This is a genomic window from Shinella sp. CPCC 101442, assembly GCF_024704725.1.
GTDB lineage: Bacteria > Pseudomonadota > Alphaproteobacteria > Rhizobiales > Rhizobiaceae > Shinella.
Window position 1 is genome coordinate 890,222 of sequence record NZ_JALIQS010000002.1, and the last position, 23,522, is coordinate 913,743.

Below are 23,522 nucleotides of genomic sequence, written 5' to 3' on the forward strand. Positions count from 1 at the left end.
TTTCAGGAGTTCACACAATGGCAGCCAAAGAAGTCAAATTCGGCCGCACCGCGCGCGAAAAGATGCTGCGTGGCGTCGACGTTCTCGCAGACGCAGTCAAGGTAACGCTCGGCCCGAAGGGTCGTAACGTCGTTATCGACAAGTCCTTCGGCGCACCGCGCATCACCAAGGACGGCGTTTCCGTCGCCAAGGAAATCGAACTGGAAGACAAGTTCGAGAACATGGGCGCCCAGCTCGTTCGCGAAGTCGCTTCCAAGACCAACGACATCGCCGGCGACGGCACGACGACCGCAACCGTTCTTGCCCAGGCTATCGTTCGCGAAGGCCACAAGGCTGTTGCCGCCGGCATGAACCCGATGGACCTGAAGCGCGGCATCGATCTCGCCGTTGCTGAAGTCGTCAAGGATCTCCAGGCCAAGGCCAAGAAGATCAACACGTCGGAAGAAGTTGCCCAGGTCGGCACGATCTCCGCAAACGGCGACAAGCAGGTCGGTCTCGACATTGCTGAAGCCATGCAGAAGGTTGGCAACGAAGGCGTCATCACGGTTGAAGAAGCCAAGACCGCCGAAACCGAACTCGAAGTCGTCGAAGGCATGCAGTTCGACCGCGGCTACCTGTCGCCCTACTTCGTGACCAACCCGGAAAAGATGATCGCCGACCTCGAAGACGCGTTCATTCTCCTGCACGAGAAGAAGCTCTCGAACCTTCAGGCAATGCTGCCGGTTCTCGAAGCCGTCGTCCAGACCGGCAAGCCGCTGGTCATCATCGCTGAAGACGTCGAAGGCGAAGCCCTCGCAACGCTCGTCGTCAACAAGCTGCGTGGCGGCCTCAAGATCGCTGCCGTCAAGGCTCCTGGCTTCGGCGACCGCCGCAAGGCCATGCTGGAAGACATCGCCATCCTGACGGGCGGCACTGTCATCTCCGAAGACCTCGGCATCAAGCTCGAAAACGTAACGCTCGACATGCTCGGCCGTTCGAAGAAGGTTTCGATCTCCAAGGAAAACACGACGATCGTCGACGGTGCCGGCCAGAAGGCTGAAATCGAAGGCCGCGTCGCGCAGATCAAGGCTCAGATCGAAGAAACCACCTCCGACTACGACCGCGAGAAGCTGCAGGAACGTCTTGCCAAGCTCGCTGGCGGCGTTGCCGTGATCCGCGTCGGCGGCTCGACGGAAGTCGAAGTGAAGGAAAAGAAGGACCGCATCGACGACGCCCTCAACGCGACGCGCGCGGCTGTTCAGGAAGGCATCGTACCGGGCGGCGGCGTTGCCCTGCTGCGTTCTTCCACGAAGATCACCGTCAAGGGTGAAAACGACGACCAGGAAGCTGGCATCAACATCGTTCGCAAGGCGCTCCAGTCGCTGGTTCGCCAGATCGCCGAGAACGCTGGCGACGAAGCTTCGATCGTTGTCGGCAAGATCCTCGACAAGAACGAAGACAACTACGGCTACAACGCCCAGACCGGCGAATACGGCGACCTGATCGCGCTTGGCATCGTCGACCCGGTCAAGGTTGTCCGCACGGCTCTGCAGAACGCTGCTTCGGTTGCTTCGCTGCTGATCACGACGGAAGCCATGATCGCCGAACTGCCGAAGAAGGATGCCGCTGGCGGCATGCCGGGCGGCATGGGCGGCATGGGCGGCATGGACATGATGTAAGACCTTCGGGTCCTACATCTGGGCCATCCGGTTCAGTTACGGAAAGGGCGGTCTTCGGGCCGCCCTTTTTGTTTGCCGGACGCAGCAGGGCCTGTATCGTTTCCGGAAAAGATTTTGATCATTTGTACAATAATTATCAAAAAGCCGTTGCTGGCATCAAAAAACCAACTATAAAGTCGCGCCAAGTGAACTTTAAAGATTCACAAGGGGTTCAGGCGCTGGGGAACGGCATCATTCTTGCCGCTTATCGTGCAGCCCGACATCCCGAACGATTTTGATAGAAACCGCTGACGACCTGACGGAAAGGCAGCGGCGGTTTTCTCGCGTACGTCCGACCCGCACTGCACAGACGGAGCCGGATGCAGTTCAGTTCATGAGAAGGTGGGAGCGGCAGACTTCGGGGAAGTCAGCCGGCACTGCTTTTTAGCTCGTTGCGTGCCCATGGGGGCGTGACGTGTCGGTCAAATTCGAGCAACTGCCTGAGGTCGTAGGTGTTCAAGATAATCAAGACTGATCTGTCGTCGCCCTTTCTACCGGGCTCGATGGAGTTCGACGAAACGGACAACGAACTGTTGACGCAGTACTGCGTGACGGAGCGCTGGAACGGCGACCTGTCCAACGGCCTTTTCACGCTCGGCGAGAAGGCAACGCTGGCGCATGGCCTGACGCAGCGCACCTGTGGGCTGCTGAACCTGATCCGGTGCTACGAGCCACTCGACCGGACGCGCGTGCTGGAACTCTTCGAGCAGGCCGCCGCCTCTTCCTCGTCCTTCTGCTTCTCCACGACGATCCATCTCGACGGCGCACCGCGCCAGCCGGTGTTCTGCGTCGGGGAATCGACAGGCCTCGAGGAAAAGTACGCCGGCTCGATCATCGGCGTCTTCATCTTCCCGCGCTTCCAGATCGACCTCGTCGGACGCAGGTTCAAGCGGCAGTAAGCGGCTTCACGCCGCTTCGCTCTTCTCCGTACCGACGCGGATGCGTTCCACCGGCACCGGACGGCCGAGGAAATAGCCCTGCGCCTCGTCGCAGCCTTCGTCGAGAAGGATGTCGAGCTGGCTGCGCGTTTCCACGCCTTCCGCAAGAACCGGCACGCGCAGCGACTGGCCGAGCGCCAGGATGGCGCGGATGATGGCTTTCGCCTCCGGGCTTGCCTCCACCTCGCTCATGAAGCTGCGGTCGAGCTTGATCTTGTCGAAGGGGAAGGCGCGCAGCGTTTCGAGCGACGAATAGCCGGTGCCGAAATCGTCGATGGCGATGGTGACGCCGAAGGCCTTGATGCGGCGCAGCGTGTTGAGCGCGCGCTCCTTGTCGCCGATGATCGTCGATTCCGTGATTTCAAGCTCCAGCCGGCGCGGGCTGAGGCCGGTCTCCAGCAGCACGCGCTGCACCAGGTCGGCCACATCGGCATTGCCGAGCTGGACCGGCGACAGGTTGACGGCGATCTTGTAGTCGTTGTCCCAGGTCGCGGCCTCGCGGCAGGCTTCGCGCAAAACCCACTCGCCGATCGGCAGGATGGCGCCGCATTCTTCGGCAATCGGTATGAAGTCCGACGGCGGGATCGTGCCGCGTACCGGATGGTGCCAGCGCAGCAGCACTTCGTAGCCGAGCGTCTCGCCGGTATTGACCGCCTTCTGCACCTGGTAGTGCAGTTGCAACTCCTTGCGCTCCACGGCCTGCCAGAGGTCATTGGCGATCAGGCGACGGCTGCGGGCGGCCTCGTCCATGGAGACCTCGTAGAAACACACCGTCTGGGTCAGCGCATCCTTGGCGCGGTACATGGCAAGGTCGGCATTGTTGAGCAGTGCTTCGACACTGTCGGCGTCCTGCGGATAGATCGCTACGCCGAGGCTCGCACCCGGCTTGATGTCGTAGCCATCGATGCGGATTTCTGCGTTCAGGCAGGTTTCGAGGCGCTGGATGAAGTCCGTCAGCTCGGACATATCCCCGAAGCGCTTGGCGGCAGCGAATTCGTCACCGCCGAAACGGGCGATCGTTTCGTCCGCCTCAAGGCAGGCCTCCATGCGCTTCGACAGCGTGATCAGCACTTCGTCGCCCGCCGCATGGCCGCGTGTGTCGTTGATTTCCTTGAATTTGTCGAGATCGATGCCGATCACCGCGACCTTGCCACCGGAGCGCGGCGCCGACTCGAGGTCCGCCTCAAGACGGTTGTTGAAGTTTGCGCGGTTCGGAAGACCCGTCAGGCTGTCATGGCGGGCGAGGAAGGAAATCTGTTCTTCGGAGCGCAGGCGGTCGGACACGTCTTCGTAGGTCGCAACCCATGCGCCATCCGGCAGCGTGCGGTAGCGTAGCTGCACCGACCTGCCGTTCGGCAGCTTTTCGACCATGGCACCGCCATCATTGGCCTGGACGGCGGCGCGGCGGCGCGCATAGACGTCACGCGCCTTGGCCTGCCGGACATCGGGATCGGTAAACAAGGCGGCAACGCCCTGATCGACGATCTCGCGCAGCGTCATGCCCTGCCGGACATGGCCTTCCGGGAAACCGAAGATTTCGCTGTAGCGCTTGTTGGCGATGAGCAGGCGCTCGTCCTTGTCGAACAGGCAAAGACCCTGCGACATGTTTTCGAGCGCCAGGTCGAGGTTCTTGGTCACTTCGGCCAGCCGGTCGGCAGCGGCCTTTTCCTTCGTCACGTCCTTGGTGATCTTGGCATAGCCCACGAGGGTGCCGCCGGCATCGCAGATCGGGTCGAGCACGACATGGGCCCAGAAACGCGAGCCGTCCTTGCGATAACGCCAGCCCTCGTTCTCGTACTTGCCCTCCTCGCGGGCGATTTCCAGCGCCCGCTGCGGCAGGCCGGCCGCGCGGTCATCTTCGCTGTAGAACTGAGAGAAATGCCGGCCGACGATCTCGTGTGCCTTGTAGCCCTTGTTGCGCTCGGCGCCCTCGTTCCAGTTGGCAACGCGGCCCTGCGGATCGAGCATGTAGATGGCATAGTCCTTGACGCCCTGCACGAGCATGGCGAACTGGCGCGTGCTTTCATTCGCCACAAGCTCCGCCTGACGCGCAAAGACCGCCGCGGTCAATCCGGTGAAGAGCAACGAGAAGGCGACGACGGCAATCAGCGGCACCATGAGGCTCGTCGAGATCAGCGTATCGTCGCTCACCGGCATCAGGCCGGGCTCGATACGCACGGCAGCCATGGCAATGAAATGCAGCGAGACGACAGCGAGCGCCATCAGGCCGGTCGCCACCACCCGGTCACCCACACGATGCTGCGGACGCACGCAGAATGTCAGCGAAAGCGCACCGAAAAGCCCTGCGCAGATCACCGAGGCAAAAACATAGGGCCAATCCCAGGTGAGCACGCCCGGCAGCTCCAACGCCGACATGCCGATGTAATGCATCGAGGTAACGCCGGCGCCGAGCAGCAATCCGCCGGCCACCACCGCGCTGCGGCCACTGACATAGGTCGCTACCGCTAGGCCGATCGTCGTGACGACGATGGCGACGCCGAGCGAGATCAGCGTCGGCTCCATGTCGAAACCCATGGCCATACCGGGATCATAGGCCAGCATCGCGATGAAATGTGTCGCCCAGATGCCGAAGCCGCTCGACGTGCCGGCCGCCCCGAGCCACAGATTGCGCGCCGTTCCCTTGCCGACAAGCGCGCGCTGCGTCAGCGTCACCGCGACATAGCAGGAGAGGAAGCAGATCAGCGCTGCGAGCAGCACGAGACGAAGATCGTGCTCGACGGTCAGGCAGGTCAGGATACGGAGCATGAAGGGTTCACCGGGTGGGAGCTGCTATCTGGCCCCACTCAGCCGGAGAAGATTAAAAAATGAGTGAATTCCGAAAGTATCCGGGCGCGCGCAGCGCCACCGCCTTTTATCATACTTAACGAATGTCAAAACGATGCAACTGTTTTGCTGTGTAACAGTTCCCGCGCGCAACCTGAGCGACGAAACCTCACAGCGTCAAGGCTTTGAGATCCGTCGCCGGGTCCTCCAGCGCCGCCCGGTCCGGCGTGCGTCCCATCTCGATCAGCTTCTTGCCGACGACATAGGCCTTGGCGTCATTGACCGCATCGACCGCGATGAGTTTACCATCGCGAAAATACCAGACGGAAACGGCGCCCTCGCGCTGGCCGGGGCGCACGAACGTATCGTCGAAGCCCATGCAGAAGCCGGCGATCTGCAGCTTGACGTCATACTGATCCGACCAGAACCACGGCTTCGGCTGATAGGGCGCATCGCCGCCGGCGATGACGGCGGCTGCAGCCTCACCCTGATCGACGGCGTTCTGCACGGATTCGAGCCGCACGCGATTGCCCTCGAAGGGCAGGACCGCGCAGTCGCCCATGGCGAAGATCGCAGGGTCGGAGGTACGGGCATGGGCGTCGACGACGATGCCGTTCGCAACCTCGAGGCCGGCATCGCGGGCAAGCTGGTCGTTGGCCGTCACACCGATGCCGGCGATGACGACGTCGACGGGCAGCACGAAACCATCGGTCAGCTCCGCGCCGGTGACGCGTCCGTTTTCGCCGAGAAGGCGCACGAGGCCGGTCTTTTCGCGCACATCGACGCCGCGGGCATTGTGGATGGCCTTGAGGATGGTGGCGGTTGCCGGCGAGGCGACGCGGGCGAGAATGCGGTCGGCCATTTCGATGACCGTGACATGGAGCCCCCTGCCCCGCGCGACGGCCGCCGCTTCCAGCCCGATATAGCCGCCGCCGATGACCAACGCCCGGCGACCTTCCTGCATTTCGAGACCGAGGCGATCAGCGTCGCGATAGTCGCGCACGGTGAAGACGCCGTCGAGATCGCCACCGACCTCCGCCGGCAGGCGGCGCGGCGTCGCACCCGTTGCCAGCGCCAGGAATTGATAGTGCAGCGTCGAGCCGTCGCTGAGCGTCACGGTCCTGGCGTCGCGGTCGATCGCCGTCACCTCGGTGGAGAGGCGGATATCGACATTGTTGTCGGGATACCAGCTTTCCGGACGGAACATCAGGCGGGAGAGATCCGCCTCGCCGAGCAGGTATTTCTTCGAGAGCGGCGGCCGTTGATACGGGTGGCTCGCTTCAGAGGCGATGATGGTGATCGGCCGCTCATCCTTCAGCGCACGCAGTTTGGCAACGAGGGCGAACGCGGCCTGACCGCCGCCCACAACAACCAGTCTTCCCGTCACGATATTTCCATCCCGTCTTTCATTTTAACGAGAGGTAGCGCGCCGGGACCGGCGGCGTCAACTCATCGCCGCGCCGCCGGATTTTTCGTTTGCGTCAGGCCTTGGCCGGAATTTCGAGACCCTTCTGGACGGCCGGGCGGGCAAGGCAGCGCTCCAGCCATGCCATCACGGCGGGGAAACCGGCATAACCCAGCGCTTCTCGACCGCCGTAGAAGACGTCGGCGCCGCGAATCCACGGGAAGGTCGTGATATCGGCGATGCTATATTCGTCGCCCATGATAAACCGACGATCCTTCAGGCGGTCCTCGAGGATCGAGAGCAGGCGCTTCGATTCATCGCGGTAGCGCTCGACGGGATAGGAATTGTTGGCGACCTTGTCGGCCGCGAATTTGTGGAAATGGCCGAACTGGCCAAACATCGGGCCGACGCCGCTCATCTGGAACATCACCCAGGCCAGCGTCTCATAGCGCCCGGCGGCATCGGCGGGAATCAGCCTGCCGGTCTTTTCCGCGAGATAGACGAGGATCGCGCCCGATTCGAAGAGACCGATCGGCTTGCCGTCGGGACCATCGGGGTCGATGATCGCCGGAATGCGGCCGTTCGGGTTGAGCGAGATGAAATCCGGCGACTTCACGCCATCAGGCCCGAATTCGATGCGATGCGCCTCGTAGGCAAGGCCGAGTTCTTCCAGCGCGATCGACACCTTCACGCCATTCGGCGTCGGCAGCGAGTAGAGCTGGATGATGTCGGGATTTCGGGCGGGCCATTTCTTCGTGATGGGGAAGGCGGAAAGATCGGACAAGGCGGGCTCCTTCTGTGGCAGGACTGGCATATAGGAGCCGAACCCGGCACCGACAACCGACCGTCATCAGGCTTTTTGGGCAAGCCAGACCGTCGCGCCGCCGCAGTCCGGATCCTCGGCGAGATGCGCCAGCACGACAAAGCCGTTTTCCGCGAGAAGGGCCCGGTACTCCCCCGCATCGAGGCTCGCATGATAGAGCGGCTCGCCCACGAAATTTCCGATGGCGACGCCATGCGCAGTGCCGGACGTGAACATCAGCATCCCGCCCCGCTCGGTCATTGCCGCAAAACGCGGAAACATCGCCCGCTGATCCGCAGGCGTCAGATGGAAGAAGCTGTGCCAGGCGAGCACGCCGGCAAAGGTCTTTTCGGTGGCGAAAAGGCGCATGTCGGCGACATGCCAATCCGCTTTCGGATGACGCGTCCGGCAAAGGCCAATCAGGGTTTCGGAACTATCGACGCCCGTGACGGCAAAACCGCCCTCGATGAGACTGGCGGCCATGGGCTCGCCCGAACCACAGCCGAGATCGAGAATGGCAGCACCGGCAGCCAGCGGCGCCGTGAACCGGGCAAGCCAGGTTTTCTCAAGGAGGCCGCGGCCGCGGATACGATCGAACGTGGCGGCGTGTCGCTCGTAAAGCCCGGAAACGCGGTCGGCCTCGTCCATCTCAGAGCGCCTTGCGCACCCGTTCGATGATCTCGGCCGCGACGGAATTACCCTCATGCTCCGGCTTGCGGGCGCGCACGAGGCACGCCTCGGACTTCAGAATGACGCCGTCGGAGAGGATCTTCAGGTGGTTGGCGGTGAGCGTCGATCCCGTCGAGGTGATGTCAACGATGATATCGGCAGAACCCGAAGCCGGCGCGCCTTCCGTGGCGCCGAGGCTTTCGACGATGCGGTAGAGCTGGATGCCGTGATTGCCGGAGAAGAACTGCTGGGTCAGCCGCCAGTACTTCGTTGCAATGGTGAGGCGGCGACCGTGGCGGGCGCGGAAATCGGCGGCGACGTCGCCGAGATCGGCCATGGTATCGACGTCGAGCCAGATTTCCGGCACGGCGACGACGACATCCGCATGGCCGAAACCGAGGCGGGCGCAGAACTCGACGCGGGCATCCGCCTCCGCCAGTCCCTCGCGCACGAGGTCTTCGCCGGTCACGCCGAAATCGACGGTGCCGTTGGCGATCTCGCGCGAGATTTCGGACGCCGAGAGGAAGGCGATCTCGATATCGTCACGCCCTTCGACGCGACCGCGATAGGAGCGGTCGTTGCCGACGGCGACGACGGAAAAACCGGCGCGGGCAAGCACGGCGGAACTGTCTTCCTTCATGCGCCCCTTGGAAGGAAGGCCGATGGTGATGGTCATGCGGCGGCCCCCTTCACGCTGGCGATGCGGTCGAGCCACAGCGAGAAGCCGACGGCCGGGATACGCTCCCTGGCGCCGAGCAGCGTCAGCAGCCGGTCGAAACGGCCGCCGCCGGCCAGCACGAGCCCGTCTCCCTCCGGCGTGATCTCGAAGACGAGGCCGGTATAATAGTCGAGCGGGCGGCCGAAGGCGGCGCGATAGATGATCCCGGACGGATCAACGCCGGCTTCCCGAAGCGCCGTCACCCGGCTTTCGAAACGGGCGAGCGCTTCGCCGAGCGACAGCCCGACCTTGTCCGCGAAGACGGCAAGCGCTTCCGGTGCCTCGGCAAGGCTCAGTTCCAGCGCCAGGAACTCCCTGAGCAGCGCGAGCGTGCGGCCGTCGAGGCGGGTGTTGGCGAGTTCCATCTTCTCGCGCAGGCGCCGGGCGATATCGGCCGGGCTGCGGCTGGCATTGGTGGAATAGCCGGTCGCCTCCATCGTCTCGTCTATATGGGCGATCAGCGTCGTTTCGTCGTCGAGCTTGCCGAGAATGGCGAGGCGCTCGACCTCCGGGCCGAAGACCCCGGAGGGTGCCGGATCGGAAAGGTCATCCATCAGGCGCTGCAACTGCGCCTGGTTGCCGAAGGCATGAACGAGGCGTTTCTGCCAGCCGGCGGGCAGGCCGCAGGCCGCGACGACGGCTTCGAAGACCGATTGGTCGCCGAGCACGACGGACAGTTTTTTGCCCGGCAGGCGGTTCGCAAGGACGTTCAGCGCATCGCGGACGGCGCGCGCGTCGGCGCGGGCAACGTCGGGTTCGCCGAGGTCTTCGATACCGGCCTGGTAGAACTCGTTCGAGCCCTCGCGGCGCTGGCGAAAAACCTCCCCGAGATAGGCGTAGCGCCGCGGCGTTCCGGTCGCGGTCTCGATATGGCGCAGGCAGACGGGAATGGTGAATTCCGGCCTGAGGCACAGGCTCTTGCCCGTCTCGCTCTCCGTCATGAAGATGCGCCGGCGCAGGTCCTCGCCCGCCATGTCGAGGAAGGGTTCCGCGGGCTGGATGACCGGCATATCCACGCGCTCCGTGCCGAGCTTTTCAAGATCGGCGATCAGATCGGGCGCGAAGGCGGGGAGGTTGACGAGAGGCATCTCAGCCGGCCCGTGCCCGGTCTTCGGCCTGTGCGGCGAGGATTTCGCGCACCTTGGCGACGAGGTCGGCTTCCGGCACGGAAACCTGCGCCACGCGCGCCTCGCGCCAGGTCGTGTTGTCCTCGATCTCGCCGGAAAGGCGCTTGCCCTCGATCAGATCCTTGATCTGCACGAGACCTTCGGCGCGCTCGTCGCCGCCCTGGATGATGGCGACGGGGGCGTTGCGGCGGTCGGCATATTTCAGCTGGTTGCCGAACTTCTTCCAGTTGCCCTGGTACATTTCGGCGCGGATGCCGGCGGCGCGCAGTTCCTGCGTGAAGCGCTGGTAGCGGCCCATGCTCTCGATATCGCCGTCCATGACGGTGACGAGGACAGGAGCGATCACCTCATCCTGCCCGAGCTTGCCGAGGTTCTTCAGCGCCGTCATCAGGCGCGAGACGCCGATGGAGAAGCCCGTGGCCGGCACCGGCTGGCCCATGAAGCGCGAGACGAGGCCGTCATAACGACCGCCGCCGCCGACCGAACCGAAGACGACCTTTTCGCCCTTCTCGTTGGTGACGGAAAACTGGAGTTCGGCTTCGAAGACGGGGCCGGTATAGTATTCGAGGCCGCGCACGACAGAGGGGTCGATCTTGATGCGATCCGAACCATAGCCCGCCGAGGTGACGAGATGGCCGATCTGGTTCAGTTCCTCGACGCCTTCGCCGCCGCGCGTGCTGCCTTCGAGCAGCTTGGCGAGATCGGCGGCACTTTCGGCATAGTCCTTGATGCCGACGAAGAAGAGCACCTTCTCGATCTGGTCGTCGGCAAGGCCGGCGCCCTTGGTGAAGTCGCCGGATTCGTCCTTGCGACCGGCGCCGAGCAGCAGCTTCACGCCCTCGGGGCCGAATTTGTCGAGCTTGTCGATGGCACGCAGCACGTTGAGCCGGGCGCCCGCCTTGTCATCGCCGCCAAGGCCGATCGCCTCCATGACCCCGTCCAGAACCTTGCGGTTGTTGACGCGGATGACGTAGTCGCCGCGGGCAATGCCGAGCGCTTCCATCGTGTCGGCCATCATCATGCACATTTCGGCATCGGCCTGGACGCCGGCAGCGCCGACCGTGTCGGCGTCGAACTGCATGAACTGGCGGAAGCGGCCCGGGCCGGGCTTCTCGTTGCGGAAGACGTAACCGGCGCGATAGGTGCGATAAGGCAGCTGGATTTCGTTGAAATTCTCCGCGACATGGCGGGCGAGCGGCGCCGTCAGGTCGTAGCGGAGCGACATCCACTGGTCGTCATCGTCCTGCAGCGAGAAGACGCCCTCGTTCGGGCGGTCGCTGTCGGGCAGGAATTTTCCGAGCGCGTCGGTATATTCGAAGAGCGGCGTTTCGACGGGGTCGAAGCCGTAGTGCTCGTAGACCGCGCGGATCTTCGCCGTCATCTCGTTGACGGCGCGGATATCCATCGCGTCACGATCGACAAAGCCGCGCGGCAGGCGGGCTCTCAGCTTCTGTGGTTTTTTCTGCTTTTCGCTCATCGGGATACCCGAAATTCCTGTATTTCCGTTGCCGGTTTCCTAGCGGATTGGGCGGGCAGCGGCAAGGCGCAAAAGCCCCTTCAGGGTCGCCGGGACAGCGTATCCCAACTGTGCACGATCACCGCAGAGGCCGTTTGCGCCTGCGCCTTCGGAATGAGGATCGAATGGGTGTCGCCGCGGATGACGCCGCGCATCTCCGACTGGAAGGAAAGCCGCTTCATCTGGACATAGCCTTCCGGAATTGACGTCACCGACAGCGCGGTGCCGCCGTAGATATCGATGCTGGCAATCTCACGGGCACAAAGGCTGGCGACCAGCGCCTGGTCCTCCATGCAATTCCGGTAGTGACCGGTGATATAGCGGCGGATGCTGGTGCCGACGACGGCGCGCATTTCCGGGCTCTCGCGATATTCCAGCTGCGAGCCGCCGAGATAACGGATGTCGCGGCCTTCCCAGAGATTGCGGCTTTCCCCGGAGGCGAGAATGGAGGCGAGCAGGCGCCGTTCGGTCTGGGCATCCGCGCGGCGCAGAAAATCGACGATGGCGCCTGTCGCCCGCAGGTCCGGCTGGGCCATGCCGCGCTCCCAGCGCGAAACCGTCGTTGCGGAAAAGCCGAGCTTCCAGGCAACGTCATCCTGGGTGAGCCCGACCTTGACGCGATAGGCGCGCAATTGATCGATGAGGTCGTTGCGGGTGCTGAGGACAAAATGCCGCAAATTCAATCCCTGGACATGATAAAAGACAAATCCGCAACCTGAAGCAGAGTAAACGACCAGTCGCCCCGCTTTCGGCGGATTGCGATGTCGGCTACCCTTAAGGTTAGGTAAACGTCCATGATTGCCGTTTGGCAAGCGGCTCGACCGGAATCGGGCACGTTTTCCGGAGGTGCCGGCCCGCAAGGGCCAAGCGCCTCGCCAGTCGCGTGTCCCCCGGGCATGGCTGGCACCCTGCGCGGACCGGACGAATGGCATTGAAAGCGACCACCTCTTCACTCCATCTGGCCTCCATGGCCGAAATCGTCGGCATCGATTCCCGTACGTTCGAAACCGCCTTCGTCTGCGAGGACTGGAGTGCGGAGCTGGCGACGGGGCTGCTGACGCTCGGGCCGGAAACGGCCGTCCTGCACGGCACGGCCCGCATGTCCTGCGGCATCATGGATCTCATCCGCCTCTACGATCCGGCCGATCTGACGAAGGTGCTGCAGGCGCTGGAGGATGCGGCGACGATGTCGACAACCTTCACCTTCGCTACTAGCATCCGCCCGGCGCCGAACCTGTATCGGCCCGTCTTCTGTTCCGGCCAGTCCGAAACGGATGGCGTGAACGGTGCCATTCGCGGCACCTTTGCCATTGCCCGGCTGTGTTTTGCCATGAGTGCTAAGCCGGAAGCGTTGAACTGACCCCTTTTCTTTTGTGCGGCGGCCACCTATCTCCTCTCTCATGAGACAGGTTCTTCTGATGCTCGCCATTCTGGGCGCCCTCTTCTCCGGCTGGCTGCCGGCGATGGCGGCGACGCTGAATGCCGCGCAGCCGGCCGGCGCACATGCCATGCATGACATGGCTGGAAAGAACGGCGGCGAGCATGGCAAGACGAAGCCCATGGCTCATCCCGTCGCCTGTTCCGCCTGTTTCGCGATAGAGGCCGAGCGGCTCGAGCCCGCCGGCCGCATCTCCGTTCTTTCGGAACGCACCGCCATCGCCCCGCCGGCCCTTGTCGGCCTCGAGCCGCATCCGCTCGATCCTCCTCCCCGGTCCTGAACGAACCAAGAGACATCCCTCAATCTGTTCAGAACTGGAAAAACCAATGAACGCAAAGACTTTGCTTCTCGGCGCAGCGCTTTCGCTCGCCTTCACCCTGCCCGCTTTCGCCCAGGAGGCCGATCATTCCGCCCATCAGATGAGCGCGCCGGCCGGTGGCGAAAGCGCCTCCACCCAGGCCTTCATCGATGCCAATGCGAAGATGCATAAGGGCATGGACATCGAGTTCACCGGCAACGCCGACGTGGACTTCGTGCGCGGCATGATCGCCCATCACCAGGGCGCCATCGACATGGCGAAGGTGGAGCTGGAACACGGCAAGAATGCCGAGATCCGCAAGCTTGCCCAAGACGTCATCACCGCCCAGGAAGGCGAGATCGCCATGATGAAGGAATGGCTGGCGAAAAACGCCAAGTAAAACTTGCGAAAAACCAAGTTTAGAAGAATGGAGACCCGCCGGGAAACCGGCGGGTCTTTCTACATTGCCGCTCAGCCCTTGCGGGCGGCCTATTCGCCAGCAGAAAGTGCCCGCTGGGTCGCCGAGGCCTCGACGAGCGTGGCCGCGATGACCCGGGCCATCAGAAGGCTTGTTTCGCGAAGTTCGGTGCTGTTGCCGCTGCGGGCGGACCGGATGAGGCGAAAGCCCTCCCGGAGCATGATTTCCTGGGCCTTGTCGCAGGCCCAGTTCTCAAGACGAGAATCGTCGAATGCGGATGCTTTTGGCGCCATGTTCCCCTCATGCCAAATCATTCAGCACAAAGCGGCACGCTGCGACTACGCACGCGTATGTCGACCCCAGACTCTACAATATATGTATTTGCCGCTTGAACCAAAGCTACATGATTCGTTGTAGAATCAAAGATATATTTGTGACGGCATCCCTAGAATTGGGGTCGCGCCAGCCTATTTCTGTTTGCTTCGACTTCCGGGCGGCAGAAACACCCCTCGACATGGTCGTTGACGAGGCCCATCGCCTGCATGAAGGCGTAGACGGTGGTGGGGCCGACGAAAGTCCAGCCGCGCTTCTTCAGATCCTTCGACAGGCGCACGGAGGTGGGTGTCGTGGGATTGGCGACGATGATGTCCCACTCCACGCGCTCGGGCCGTTCCTCCGGCGTCGGCTCGAAGCCCCAGAAATAGCGGGCGAGCGTGCCGAATTCTTCACGCAGTGCCTGCGCCCGTTTTGCGTTGTTGATCGTCGAAACAATCTTGCCGCGGTGACGCACGATGCCGGCGTCGGCAAGGCACCGGGCGATATCCGCATCGTCGAAGGCCGCGACCTTGTCGAGATCGAAGCCGGCAAAAGCCGCACGGAACCCCTCCCGCTTGCGCAGGATCGTCAGCCAGGACAGGCCGGACTGGAATCCTTCGAGGCAAATCTTCTCGAAGAGCCTGATATCGCTGGTGACGGGATGGCCCCATTCCTCGTCGTGGTAGCGGCGATAGTCCTCCAGATTGCCGTGCCATGCGCAGCGCGTGCGCCCATCGTCGCCTTCCAGCAAACCTCGTCCCGTCATCGCCGTCTCCGTTTTCCTTTTGTTCCGCTTTACCACTCGTCAACCACATTTGGAAAGCCGGCAATAACCCTACTCAAAGCTTTATCGGATCGGCGCATGTTTCATGAACGGCCGTTTACCATTCGCTTCATCTGAGGGTGCAAGCATTTTCCCGAACCGGCGCCGCAATGTTTTCTGGCGGCGCAGACCGGCGACGATCAGTAGCGAGTACGTCCGATGTTGATACGAATGCTTTTGGCGACCACCCTTCTTGCCACGACGACCGTGGCCCATGCCAATGACCGGTATATAAGCAAGCCGCCCGTCATCATCAGCCCCGACCTCACCGCTCCCTGGGTGATGCAGCTGACGGGCGAAGGCGTGCAGCCGGCCGTCGTCACGCGCCGCATCATCCAGCGCCAGCAGGTGCAGCAGCGCCGCGTCATCCGCCGCGACAATGCGGCCCGCGTCGAGCAGGTCTCGGCAACGGGCCAGGCGCGCAACGTCATCAAGTCGAAGTTCGACCCGATGTACCTGCCTCAGACCGTGTCCTACGAGACGGAGCACAAGGCCGGCACGATCGTGATCGACACCAACAATCGCTTCCTCTACCTCGTGATCGGCGACGGCAAGGCACGGCGCTACGGCGTCGGCGTCGGCAAGCCGGGCTTCGAATGGGCGGGTGCCCACAAGATCACCCGCAAGGCCGAATGGCCGACCTGGACGCCGCCGCAGGAAATGGTCGCCCGCGAGGCTGCGAAGGGCCACTACCTGCCGGCCTCCATGGAAGGCGGCCCGGAAAACCCGCTCGGCTCGCGCGCCATGTATCTCGGCTCGACGCTCTACCGCATCCACGGCACGAACGCCCCCTGGACGATCGGTTACGCGGTCTCGTCGGGCTGCATCCGCATGCGCAACGAGGATGTCGTCGATCTCTACGACCGCGTCGATGTCGGCACCAAGGTCGTCGTGATCTGAGACGAATGTCCGCTGCAACAAAGCATCTCCGGCTGCCCCGCGGCCGGAGATGTCTGCATTTATCGCCGCCTCTTCGGCAACAGAACGAAGAAAACCGCCCTCACATTCGTCTTACTGCGGGAAAGCCGACTTGAAATCGGTCAAAACTCGGCTAGCCTCGCGGCATTCAGGGATTGAGAGGGAATTCAACATGCGGAAATACGCATCGATCTTGCTGGCAGCGACCATCGCCGCCACGGCGGTCATGCCGGCGACCTCGGCGAGTGCCTTCCCCGGCGCCGTCACGGGGAGCCAGGCCGCAACGACGTCCGACGTCACGCTGGTCGTCCAGCAGAGCAAGAAACAGGTGGCGCAGAAGTTCAAGCGCACCAAGGTGCGCTTCGTCACCGATCAGGCGCCCGGCACCGTCATCGTCGATACCAACAACAAATTCCTCTATTATGTCGAGGGCAACAACAAGGCGACGCGCTACGGCATCGGCGTCGGCCGTGACGGCTTCGGCTGGTCGGGCGTGGTGAAGGTCGGCCGCAAGGCGGAATGGCCGAGCTGGACGCCGCCGGCCGAGATGCGCCAGCGCGAGGCCAAGAAGGGCCGCATCCTGCCCGTCGTGCAGGAAGGCGGCGAGGACAACCCGCTCGGCGCCCGCGCGCTCTACCTGTACAAGGGCGGACGCGACACGATCTTCCGCATCCATGGCACGAACCAGCCCTGGACGATCGGCCAGAACATGTCGTCAGGCTGTATCCGCATGATGAACAAGGACGTGGAGCATCTCTATTCCCGCGCCGATGTCGGCACCAAGGTCGTCGTCGTCGGCCCTGGCAACCGTCAGGGCGCGGTCAGTTACAACGACAAGGGCGTCGATTTCTTCGGCAACCTCTTCGGCTTCGGCGGCTGAACAGCCGTCCCAACATGCTCACGATGCCGGCCTTGCGCCGGCATCGTCGTTTCAGCCAGCCGAACAGGATATCTTTCCGGTGCGCCTGACCGCTTCGTCGAACTTTTCGCCCTCGACCTTCAGCGTATAGGTCCCCTCAAAGTTCAGACCGTCCTCGTCCACCGTCGTCAGCACGACGAAATCGAGGGTCGCAAACGGCTGGTTCTCGCCGGCCTCGGCATGGACGAGCAGACGCAGCTCGCCGTCGTGCAGCCAGTGGTGCGTCAGCGACGATTGGTCGAGCGCCACCTTGTCCAGCCCCTTCTGGGCAAGATCGGCGGGAAGCGTCAGCGTGCCGCGGAAGTTCAGGATGCCGCCAAGGCTGTAGCTGAAGCCGGCCTCCGCTTCGAACGAGACGTTCTTGTCCTCGACCGCGCAACTGAACCCACCGGTGGCGAGCGCAGGCGACGAGAGGGCGGCAAAGGCTGTGAGCGAAAGCAGAAAGCGGCGCATGAGGATCTCCTGACCGGAACGATGCCGCTCCTCTAGCAAACGCAGGGCGCTGCGGCTGTTCCCGGTGTGACAGGGCTCAGGAAAGCACGGCCGGCTTGTTTCCGCCATAGGCCCAGTCCAGCAGTTCCACCGTATGCAGAATGGGGATTTGTGTTCCCGTCGCGATCTGCGTGATGCAGCCGATATTGCCCGTCGCGATGAGGTCCGGCTTCGTCGCCTCGATGTTCCTGACCTTGCGTGCCTTCAGCTTTCCGGAAATCTCCGGCTGCAGGATATTGTAGGTTCCGGCAGATCCGCAGCAGAGATGCCCCTCCGCCGGATCGCGCACCGCAAAACCCGCCTTCCTGAGCAGCACTTTCGGCGCCATGGTGATCTTCTGGCCGTGCTGCATGGAACAGGCCGAATGATAGGCGACCGTCAGGCCCTTCGCCTCCTGCTCCGGCAGATCGAGCGTCGACAGATATTCCGTCACGTCCCTGGCGAGCGCCGAAACCCGCGCCGCCTTGTCCGCATAGGCAGGATCGAGGCGCAGCATGAAACCGTAGTCCTTGATCGTCGTGCCGCAGCCCGAAGCGGTGATGACGATCGCATCGAGCCCGCCCTTCTCGATTTCGCCGAGCCAGACATCGACATTGCGGCGCGCGGCCTCCAGTGCCTGTTCCTCGCGGCCCATGTGATGGACGAGCGAGCCGCAGCACACCTCGCCGACAGGGGCCACGACCTCGACGCCGAGACGCGTCAGAAGCCGGATCGTTGCCGCGTTGATCTCCGGCTTCAAGACCGGCTGGGCGCAGCCGGACAGGATCGCGACCCGCCCGCGGCGCGGGCCTGTGGCCGGATGCGTGCCGGGCCCCGCGCCGGCGGATGCCTTCGGCAACCTGCGCGGCGCAAGATCCAGCATCACGCCAAACGGTTCGAGCGGCTTGAAGCGCTTCAGAAGGCCTGCAAAGGGCCGGCCGAGGTTTGCCGCCTTCAGCGCGAGGCGGAAACGGCGCGGATAGGGCAGCGTGACGGCAAGGACGCCGCGTGTCAGCCGGTCCCAGAACGGGCGCTTGTAGGTGGCTTCGATATGCATGCGCGCATGGTCGACGAGATGCATGTAGTCGACGCCGGAGGGACAGGTGGTCGTGCAGGCGAGGCAGGAGAGACAGCGATCGATATGGGTCACCACCTGCGCATCCGCCGGCCGGTCGTTTTCCAGCATGTCCTTGATGAGATAGATGCGCCCGCGCGGACTGTCGAGCTCGTTGCCGAGCGTCACATAGGTCGGACAGGTTGCGGTGCAGAAACCGCAATGAACGCATTTGCGCAGGATCTTTTCGGATGTCGCAACGTGGGGATCGGCAAGCTGATCTGCGGTGAAGTTGGTTTGCATCGTTCAGGCCAACTCCTCGAACGTAAAGGAAACCGCATAGCGGACCAGAGTAAGGTTCGGGACGGCCCGGGCCGCGGAGATGGTGCGCTGGTCGAAGTCGCTGGCAACGACGATACCCCGCACCTGCGTCGTTCCGTCCTCGTCCATGATATCGCCGATATAACCCAGTATCTGGCCGACGACCCGAGCATCGGTCTTTCCCGCCTTCAGCTCCACGACGACGCTGCGTCCTTCCGCATCCCGGCAGAATATGTCTATGAAACCGGATGTGACCGCCCGCTCCGCCCCATCGTCGAGGATTGTCAGGCCAGGCTCCAGCTTCGTGATTTCTCGACGCAATGCCGCCTGCATATCCCGCTCGAGGGACAGCTTTTGCTTCTGGTCGACAAGAGCCGCGTTCAGGACATCCGCCGGAGGGCTCGTTGCAGCGATGTTCAAGGCTGGGCCATCCGAGAGAAACTTGCCATATCGAACCACGGCATTCTTGTAGGATTGCAGATTGTTGCGAATATTTCCGTCGAACTGGATCTTGCTGAGGTTGGGTTTGCCGGCCCGCTCGTCCGCGCTTGAATAGGTGAGATCCGCGATCAACGCATCGAAACCTCCGTTGGTCCAGCAATCGTCCAGACTGCCATAGCTTTGTTCGACCTTGGCGACGCGGTGAAGCTGGGCGGCTCGGGTGTTTTCACCGTATTCCTGGGCAAGCAGCCAGTCCTTGTAGTCACTGCGCAATGGCGCCTCCCGACATGCGAAACAAATTGTGCGGATCAAAGGCCGCCTTCACCCGCGCCTGGAGCGCCGTCACGGCCTCCGTCTGCGGCTGGAACGCCTGTGTTGCGGCCAGCACCTCGGGACGCGCCCTGAGAAGCGTCGCATGTCCACCGCCGACGGCCTTGACGTAGCGGCGCAGCAGCGCGGCCTCGGGATCGGCCTCCATGCGCAGCCAGACGAGGCCGCCCTGCCAGTCGTAGAAGGCATCGACGCCGGTTTCGAGCCGCAGCGCCGCGACGAGCTGCTGGCCGGCAACGGGGGCGACGGAGACGCGCCAGAGCGGGCGCGGCGTGCCATCGGCATAGGGCGCGCCGTCGCGGATTTCGCGCCAGAGGCGGCGTGTCCCCTCGACCTCGAGGCGGGAGACGGCGCCGAAGCGGGCCATGGCTGCGGCGAGCTTTTCGCCGCGCACGGCGACGGAGGCGGCAAGGCCTTCGAGACGCAGCACGGTGGCAGCACCCTGCGGCAGCGCGCCGCCGGCAAAACGGCCGCGCACGCTCTCGGGCAGGTGCGCCGCGCCGGAGACTTCAACCGACATCGACATGGCCGTCGCCATGGCGGCGGCGGCCTCGGCGTCATTGAGATCCGAGACGACGATGGTGACAGCGGTTTCCGGCACAGGCAGAAGACGGAAGGTGACCTCCGTCAGGAGCGCCAGCGAACCGTGCGAACCGGCGAGCAGTTTGACGAGATCGAGACCCGTGACGTTCTTCATGACCCGCCCGCCGGCCTTCACCACCTCGCCCCTGCCGTTGACGAAGCGCAGGCCGAGCAGGCTGTCGCGTGCAGCCCCTGCCACGAAACGGCGCGGGCCGGATGCGTTGGTGGCGAAGACGCCGCCGATGGTGGGAATGCCGGAGGCGCCGAGCACGCCGCGCAGGTCGTTCGGCTCGAATGCGAGCATCTGGCGCTTTTCGGCGAGCGCCGCTTCCACCACCTCCAGCGGCGTGCCGGCGCGGGCGGTCATGGTCATTTCGGCCGGGTTGTAGGCAACGATGCCGCTAAGGCCCCGCGCCGAAAGCACCTCGGCCCCGTCGGGCACGCCGTGCAGGCTGCGCGTCCCGCCGCCGCGGATGACGAAAGGCGACCCCGAGAGGGCCGCGACCTGGACGAGGCGGCTGGCAGCCTCCTCGGAAAGCGGTTCGTGGATCGGCGTCATGCGGAGGGGCGCCCTTCGAGCGGGAAGACTTTGGAGGGGTTCAGCAGCCATTGCGGATCGAAGGCGGCGCGCACGGCCATCTGCTGGGCGAGATCGGTATCGCTGTATTGATGGCGCATCAGGTCGCGCTTCTCGATGCCGACACCGTGCTCGCCGGTAAGGCACCCGCCGACATCGACACAGAGTTTCAGGATCTCGTTGCCGGCGGCTTCCGCGCGGGCGGCATCTTCCGGATCGTTGGCGTTGAAGAGAATGAGCGGGTGCATGTTGCCGTCACCCGCATGGAACACATTGGCGACACGCAGGCCGTATTTTTCGACGATCTCCGCAGTGCCGCGCAGCACGGCGGGCAACTGGCCGAGCGGCACTGTCCCGTCCATGCAGATATAGTCGGCGATGCGGCCGGTGGCGCCGAACGCGGATTTGCGGCCCTTCCAGATAAGGGCCGCCTCCGTCGCAGACTGGCTTTCCTTGACGACCTTCACGCCATGGCGGCCGGCGATCTCGATGATGCTTGCCAGCATCGCCTCCATCTCCGCCTCGGAGCCCTCGACCTCGACGATCAGCAGCGCCTCGACATCCATCGGATAGCCGGCATGGGCAAACGCCTCGCAGATCTCGATGGCCGGCTTGTCCATGAACTCGATCGCGACCGGGATGATGCCGGCGCCGATGACATCGGCGACGCAGGCGCCTGCCTCCTCCGAACTGTCGAAGCCGAACAGCACGGGTCGCGCGCCCTCGGGCTTGGCGACGAGACGCACAGTCGCCTCCGTGACGATGCCGAGCTGGCCTTCGCCGCCACAGACGACACCGAGCAGGTCCAGCCCGCCGGCATCGAGCGCCTTTCCGCCGAGTTCGACGATGGTGCCATCGATCAGCACGAGCTTGACGCCGAGCAGGTTGTTGGTCGTCACGCCATATTTGAGGCAATGCGCGCCACCGGAATTCATTCCGATATTGCCGCCGATCGTGCAGGCGAGCTGCGAGCTGGGATCCGGCGCATAGAAATAGCCATCGGCGGAAACCGCCTCGGAAATGGCGAGGTTTGTGACCCCGGCCTGCACAGTGGCGGCGCGGTTGGCAAAATCCACCTCCAGGATACGCGACATCTTGGAAAGGCCGATCACGACGGCGTCCTCCTGCGGGATCGCACCACCTGACAACGACGTACCGGCACCGCGCGGCACGATGGGCACGCCGTAGCGGTTGCAATATTTCATCACCGCCGCGACCTGTTGGGTCGTCTCCGGCAGGGCGACGGCGAGCGGCAGGCGGCGATAGGATACGAAGGCATCCGTCTCGAAGGGCACGAGTTCGCGCGGCTCATGCACGAGGCAGCCTTGCGGCAGGAGGTCGAGAAGGTCGGCGACGATCTCGCGACGGCGTGAAAGCACTGCCTGCCGCGGCTCCAGAAACCCGATCTGATCCATCCTCTTCAGCCTCCGCGCTCAGTGGTCTGTTTTCTTTACCACTTCCTATCGAGAGGCGCAAATGCTAAGCATTTTGTCCGCTTCGGCAACAATTGGACGCGACTGAATGACAAACCTCGGCGATCTCGAAATCTTCTCTCGCGTGATCTCCATGGGAAGTATGTCGGCAGCAGGGCGGGCGCTCGGTCTATCCCCTGCCGTCATCTCCAAGCGCGTGAAAAGACTGGAGGAACGCCTCGGCACAAGGCTCTTCCAGCGCACCACGCGGCAGATTTCGCTGACCGAGGCCGGACAAGGGTTTTACGAACGCATCGTCGGCATCCTCGCCGGCATCGAGGAGGCCGAATCCTTCGTTTCCGGCCGCTCCGGCGCCATGCGCGGCACATTGCGCATTTCCGCGCCGACCTCCTTCGGCCGTATGCATATCGCACCCAACCTCAAGGGCTTCATGGATGTCCATCCGGAGCTTGTCGTGAACCTCGTCCTTACCGACGACTTTTCCGATATCGTCGGCGGCGGCTTCGATCTCGCCATCCGCATCGGCGAATTGTCGGATTCCTCGCTCGTCGCCCGGCGGCTCGCATCGGTGCGGCGCGTGCTGTGCGCCTCGCCGGATTACATTGCCCGCCGCGGCACGCCCGCCACGCTGGAGGACCTGGCGGGCCATGTCTGCCTGCCGCCGCACACGCAGGATGTCTGGCGGCTCGAGGGCCCGGAAGGCGGCGTCACCTATCGCCCGCAGGGGCCACTCTATACCAATTCGAGCGAAGTGGTGCGCGAGGCGGTGTTCTCCGGCATGGGCATCGCGTTGCGCTCCACCTGGGACGTCGGCCCGGCGCTGAAGAGCGGCGACCTTGTGCAGGTGCTGCCGCAATATGAAGGATCGCGCAACGTGGTCTTGTCGGCCGTCTATCCGAGCCGGCAGTTCCTGCCGGTCAAGGTGCGGCTGTTCATCGATTATCTCGCAGACCTCTACGGCCCCCTGCCCTATTGGGAGCGCTGAATTCCCGCCCCGCCACAAGGAGGAAACGCATGATAGGCAAGATCGCACTGACGGCTGCCCTTCTGGGGTCGGCACTGCCGGCAACTGCGGCGGATCGGTCACTCGACGCCCTGTTCAAGGGGCTCGACGATGCCTGCGAATACACCGAGCCCTTCGGAAACATGTTCCAGTCGATCTATGCCTTTGCCCGCAAGGAAGGCCAGCTGATGCGGCCCAAGGGCTACGAAGACGTCTTCGGCGAACTTTCCATCAAGCCTGTGGACGAGTACCTGCACATCACCATGCCGGTCATCGGCGGCACCTGGCGCGGCGTACCGGTCAAGGAAATCGAGATCCTGATCACCCCGCTCGAAAGCGGCCTCAGCGCGCATGCCATCATCTTCGAGACGAAGGCGCTGAAAAAGGCAGAAGCCGCCTTCAAGAAGCGCGGTCTCGCGGCCCAGAAAAAGCTGGCCAAGCAGGACGACGGTGGCTTCGGCTGGCAGACGGGCTTCTTCGTGCGCGACGGCGTTCCGCGCTATGAGTGCGACCTGTCGACGTAGC

The 23,522-nt window shown here is 63.5% G+C and carries 25 protein-coding genes; 10 read left to right on the plus strand and 15 right to left on the minus strand.

Going from position 1 to position 23,522, the window contains the following annotated elements:
• Positions 1-17: 17 nt before the first annotated feature.
• From groL to MUO32_RS09575, 3 genes are all read left to right on the plus strand, one after another.
• Positions 18-1,658, plus strand: coding sequence for a chaperonin GroEL (gene groL / locus MUO32_RS09565; protein ID WP_257947977.1), 1,641 nt, complete (start codon positions 18-20; stop codon positions 1,656-1,658).
• A 68-nt stretch (positions 1,659-1,726) separates the two neighbouring features.
• Positions 1,727-1,936, plus strand: a complete 210-nt coding sequence (locus MUO32_RS09570) for a hypothetical protein (RefSeq protein ID WP_257947978.1) — start codon at positions 1,727-1,729, stop codon at positions 1,934-1,936.
• A gap of 213 nt (positions 1,937-2,149) precedes the next feature.
• On the plus strand, positions 2,150-2,596 hold the full coding sequence (locus MUO32_RS09575) for a hypothetical protein (protein ID WP_257947979.1): 447 nt from the start codon (positions 2,150-2,152) through the stop codon (positions 2,594-2,596).
• A 6-nt stretch (positions 2,597-2,602) separates the two neighbouring features.
• On the opposite strand, the gene MUO32_RS09580 is transcribed toward MUO32_RS09575, so the two are convergent.
• The 8 genes from MUO32_RS09580 to MUO32_RS09615 form a co-directional block, all read right to left on the minus strand.
• The gene (locus MUO32_RS09580) at positions 2,603-5,401 is read right to left on the minus strand and encodes an EAL domain-containing protein (RefSeq protein ID WP_257947980.1); all 2,799 of its coding nucleotides are present in this window, start codon (positions 5,399-5,401) and stop codon (positions 2,603-2,605) included.
• A 187-nt stretch (positions 5,402-5,588) separates the two neighbouring features.
• A complete protein-coding gene (locus MUO32_RS09585; protein WP_257947981.1) occupies positions 5,589-6,806 on the minus strand; it encodes an NAD(P)/FAD-dependent oxidoreductase in 1,218 nt (405 codons plus the stop codon).
• A 94-nt stretch (positions 6,807-6,900) separates the two neighbouring features.
• Positions 6,901-7,608 (minus strand): glutathione S-transferase C-terminal domain-containing protein, encoded by a 708-nt coding sequence (locus MUO32_RS09590; RefSeq protein WP_257947982.1) that lies wholly within the window; start codon positions 7,606-7,608, stop codon positions 6,901-6,903.
• 66 nt (positions 7,609-7,674) lie between these two features.
• Positions 7,675-8,274: a class I SAM-dependent methyltransferase gene (locus tag MUO32_RS09595; RefSeq protein WP_257947984.1), complete on the minus strand. Its 600-nt coding sequence runs from the start codon at positions 8,272-8,274 to the stop codon at positions 7,675-7,677.
• Between the two features lies 1 nt (position 8,275).
• Complete coding sequence (hisG, locus tag MUO32_RS09600; protein WP_257947985.1) at positions 8,276-8,971, minus strand: ATP phosphoribosyltransferase; 696 nt, start codon at positions 8,969-8,971, stop codon at positions 8,276-8,278.
• On the minus strand, positions 8,968-10,101 hold the full coding sequence (locus tag MUO32_RS09605; RefSeq protein WP_257947986.1) for an ATP phosphoribosyltransferase regulatory subunit: 1,134 nt from the start codon (positions 10,099-10,101) through the stop codon (positions 8,968-8,970). Before MUO32_RS09605 ends, hisG begins: the two co-directional genes overlap by 4 nt.
• Before the next feature lies 1 nt (position 10,102).
• Complete coding sequence (hisS, locus tag MUO32_RS09610) at positions 10,103-11,617, minus strand: histidine--tRNA ligase (protein ID WP_257947987.1); 1,515 nt, start codon at positions 11,615-11,617, stop codon at positions 10,103-10,105.
• Between the two features lie 80 nt (positions 11,618-11,697).
• Positions 11,698-12,333 (minus strand): helix-turn-helix domain-containing protein, encoded by a 636-nt coding sequence (locus MUO32_RS09615; RefSeq protein ID WP_257947988.1) that lies wholly within the window; start codon positions 12,331-12,333, stop codon positions 11,698-11,700.
• 248 nt (positions 12,334-12,581) lie between these two features.
• Here MUO32_RS09615 and MUO32_RS09620 point away from each other — a divergent pair, with 248 nt between their 5' ends.
• The 3 genes from MUO32_RS09620 to MUO32_RS09630 are packed head-to-tail and all read left to right on the plus strand — an operon-like array spanning position 12,582 to position 13,792.
• Positions 12,582-13,016, plus strand: a complete 435-nt coding sequence (locus MUO32_RS09620; RefSeq protein ID WP_257947989.1) for a hypothetical protein — start codon at positions 12,582-12,584, stop codon at positions 13,014-13,016.
• Between the two features lie 58 nt (positions 13,017-13,074).
• A complete protein-coding gene (locus MUO32_RS09625) occupies positions 13,075-13,374 on the plus strand; it encodes a hypothetical protein (RefSeq protein WP_257947990.1) in 300 nt (99 codons plus the stop codon).
• 46 nt (positions 13,375-13,420) lie between these two features.
• Positions 13,421-13,792, plus strand: coding sequence for a DUF305 domain-containing protein (locus tag MUO32_RS09630; RefSeq protein WP_257947991.1), 372 nt, complete (start codon positions 13,421-13,423; stop codon positions 13,790-13,792).
• Positions 13,793-13,881: 89 nt separating this feature from the next.
• Here MUO32_RS09630 and MUO32_RS09635 read toward each other — a convergent pair whose 3' ends face one another.
• Together MUO32_RS09635 and MUO32_RS09640 are read right to left on the minus strand one after the other, a co-directional pair.
• Complete coding sequence (locus MUO32_RS09635; RefSeq protein WP_257947992.1) at positions 13,882-14,103, minus strand: hypothetical protein; 222 nt, start codon at positions 14,101-14,103, stop codon at positions 13,882-13,884.
• Positions 14,104-14,255: 152 nt separating this feature from the next.
• On the minus strand, positions 14,256-14,891 hold the full coding sequence (locus tag MUO32_RS09640) for a DNA-3-methyladenine glycosylase I (RefSeq protein WP_257947994.1): 636 nt from the start codon (positions 14,889-14,891) through the stop codon (positions 14,256-14,258).
• A gap of 216 nt (positions 14,892-15,107) precedes the next feature.
• Between MUO32_RS09640 and MUO32_RS09645 the strand changes: the two genes are divergently transcribed.
• Both MUO32_RS09645 and MUO32_RS09650 read left to right on the plus strand, forming a co-directional pair.
• Entirely contained in the window at positions 15,108-15,848 is a 741-nt protein-coding gene (locus tag MUO32_RS09645; RefSeq protein ID WP_257947995.1) for a L,D-transpeptidase, read from the plus strand.
• A gap of 190 nt (positions 15,849-16,038) precedes the next feature.
• Positions 16,039-16,746 carry a L,D-transpeptidase gene (locus MUO32_RS09650; protein WP_257947996.1) on the plus strand — a complete coding sequence of 236 codons (708 nt, stop codon included), beginning with the start codon at positions 16,039-16,041 and terminating at the stop codon, positions 16,744-16,746.
• A 51-nt stretch (positions 16,747-16,797) separates the two neighbouring features.
• Here the strand turns inward: MUO32_RS09650 and MUO32_RS09655 are convergent, their stop codons facing one another.
• From MUO32_RS09655 to MUO32_RS09675, 5 genes are all read right to left on the minus strand, one after another.
• On the minus strand, positions 16,798-17,238 hold the full coding sequence (locus MUO32_RS09655; protein WP_257947997.1) for a hypothetical protein: 441 nt from the start codon (positions 17,236-17,238) through the stop codon (positions 16,798-16,800).
• Positions 17,239-17,314: 76 nt separating this feature from the next.
• Positions 17,315-18,613 (minus strand): glycolate oxidase subunit GlcF, encoded by a 1,299-nt coding sequence (gene glcF, locus MUO32_RS09660; protein ID WP_257947998.1) that lies wholly within the window; start codon positions 18,611-18,613, stop codon positions 17,315-17,317.
• A 3-nt stretch (positions 18,614-18,616) separates the two neighbouring features.
• Positions 18,617-19,345, minus strand: coding sequence for an endonuclease NucS domain-containing protein (locus MUO32_RS09665; RefSeq protein WP_257947999.1), 729 nt, complete (start codon positions 19,343-19,345; stop codon positions 18,617-18,619).
• Positions 19,335-20,543 (minus strand): FAD-binding protein, encoded by a 1,209-nt coding sequence (locus tag MUO32_RS09670; RefSeq protein ID WP_257948000.1) that lies wholly within the window; start codon positions 20,541-20,543, stop codon positions 19,335-19,337. Before MUO32_RS09670 ends, MUO32_RS09665 begins: the two co-directional genes overlap by 11 nt.
• Positions 20,540-21,976 (minus strand): FAD-linked oxidase C-terminal domain-containing protein, encoded by a 1,437-nt coding sequence (locus MUO32_RS09675; protein WP_257948001.1) that lies wholly within the window; start codon positions 21,974-21,976, stop codon positions 20,540-20,542. Before MUO32_RS09675 ends, MUO32_RS09670 begins: the two co-directional genes overlap by 4 nt.
• Positions 21,977-22,082: 106 nt before the next feature.
• On the opposite strand from MUO32_RS09675, the gene MUO32_RS09680 reads away from it, so the two are divergent.
• Both MUO32_RS09680 and MUO32_RS09685 read left to right on the plus strand, forming a co-directional pair.
• On the plus strand, positions 22,083-22,979 hold the full coding sequence (locus MUO32_RS09680) for a LysR family transcriptional regulator (RefSeq protein ID WP_257948002.1): 897 nt from the start codon (positions 22,083-22,085) through the stop codon (positions 22,977-22,979).
• Positions 22,980-23,008: 29 nt separating this feature from the next.
• Positions 23,009-23,521 (plus strand): hypothetical protein, encoded by a 513-nt coding sequence (locus MUO32_RS09685; protein ID WP_257948003.1) that lies wholly within the window; start codon positions 23,009-23,011, stop codon positions 23,519-23,521.
• Position 23,522 lies beyond the last annotated feature (1 nt).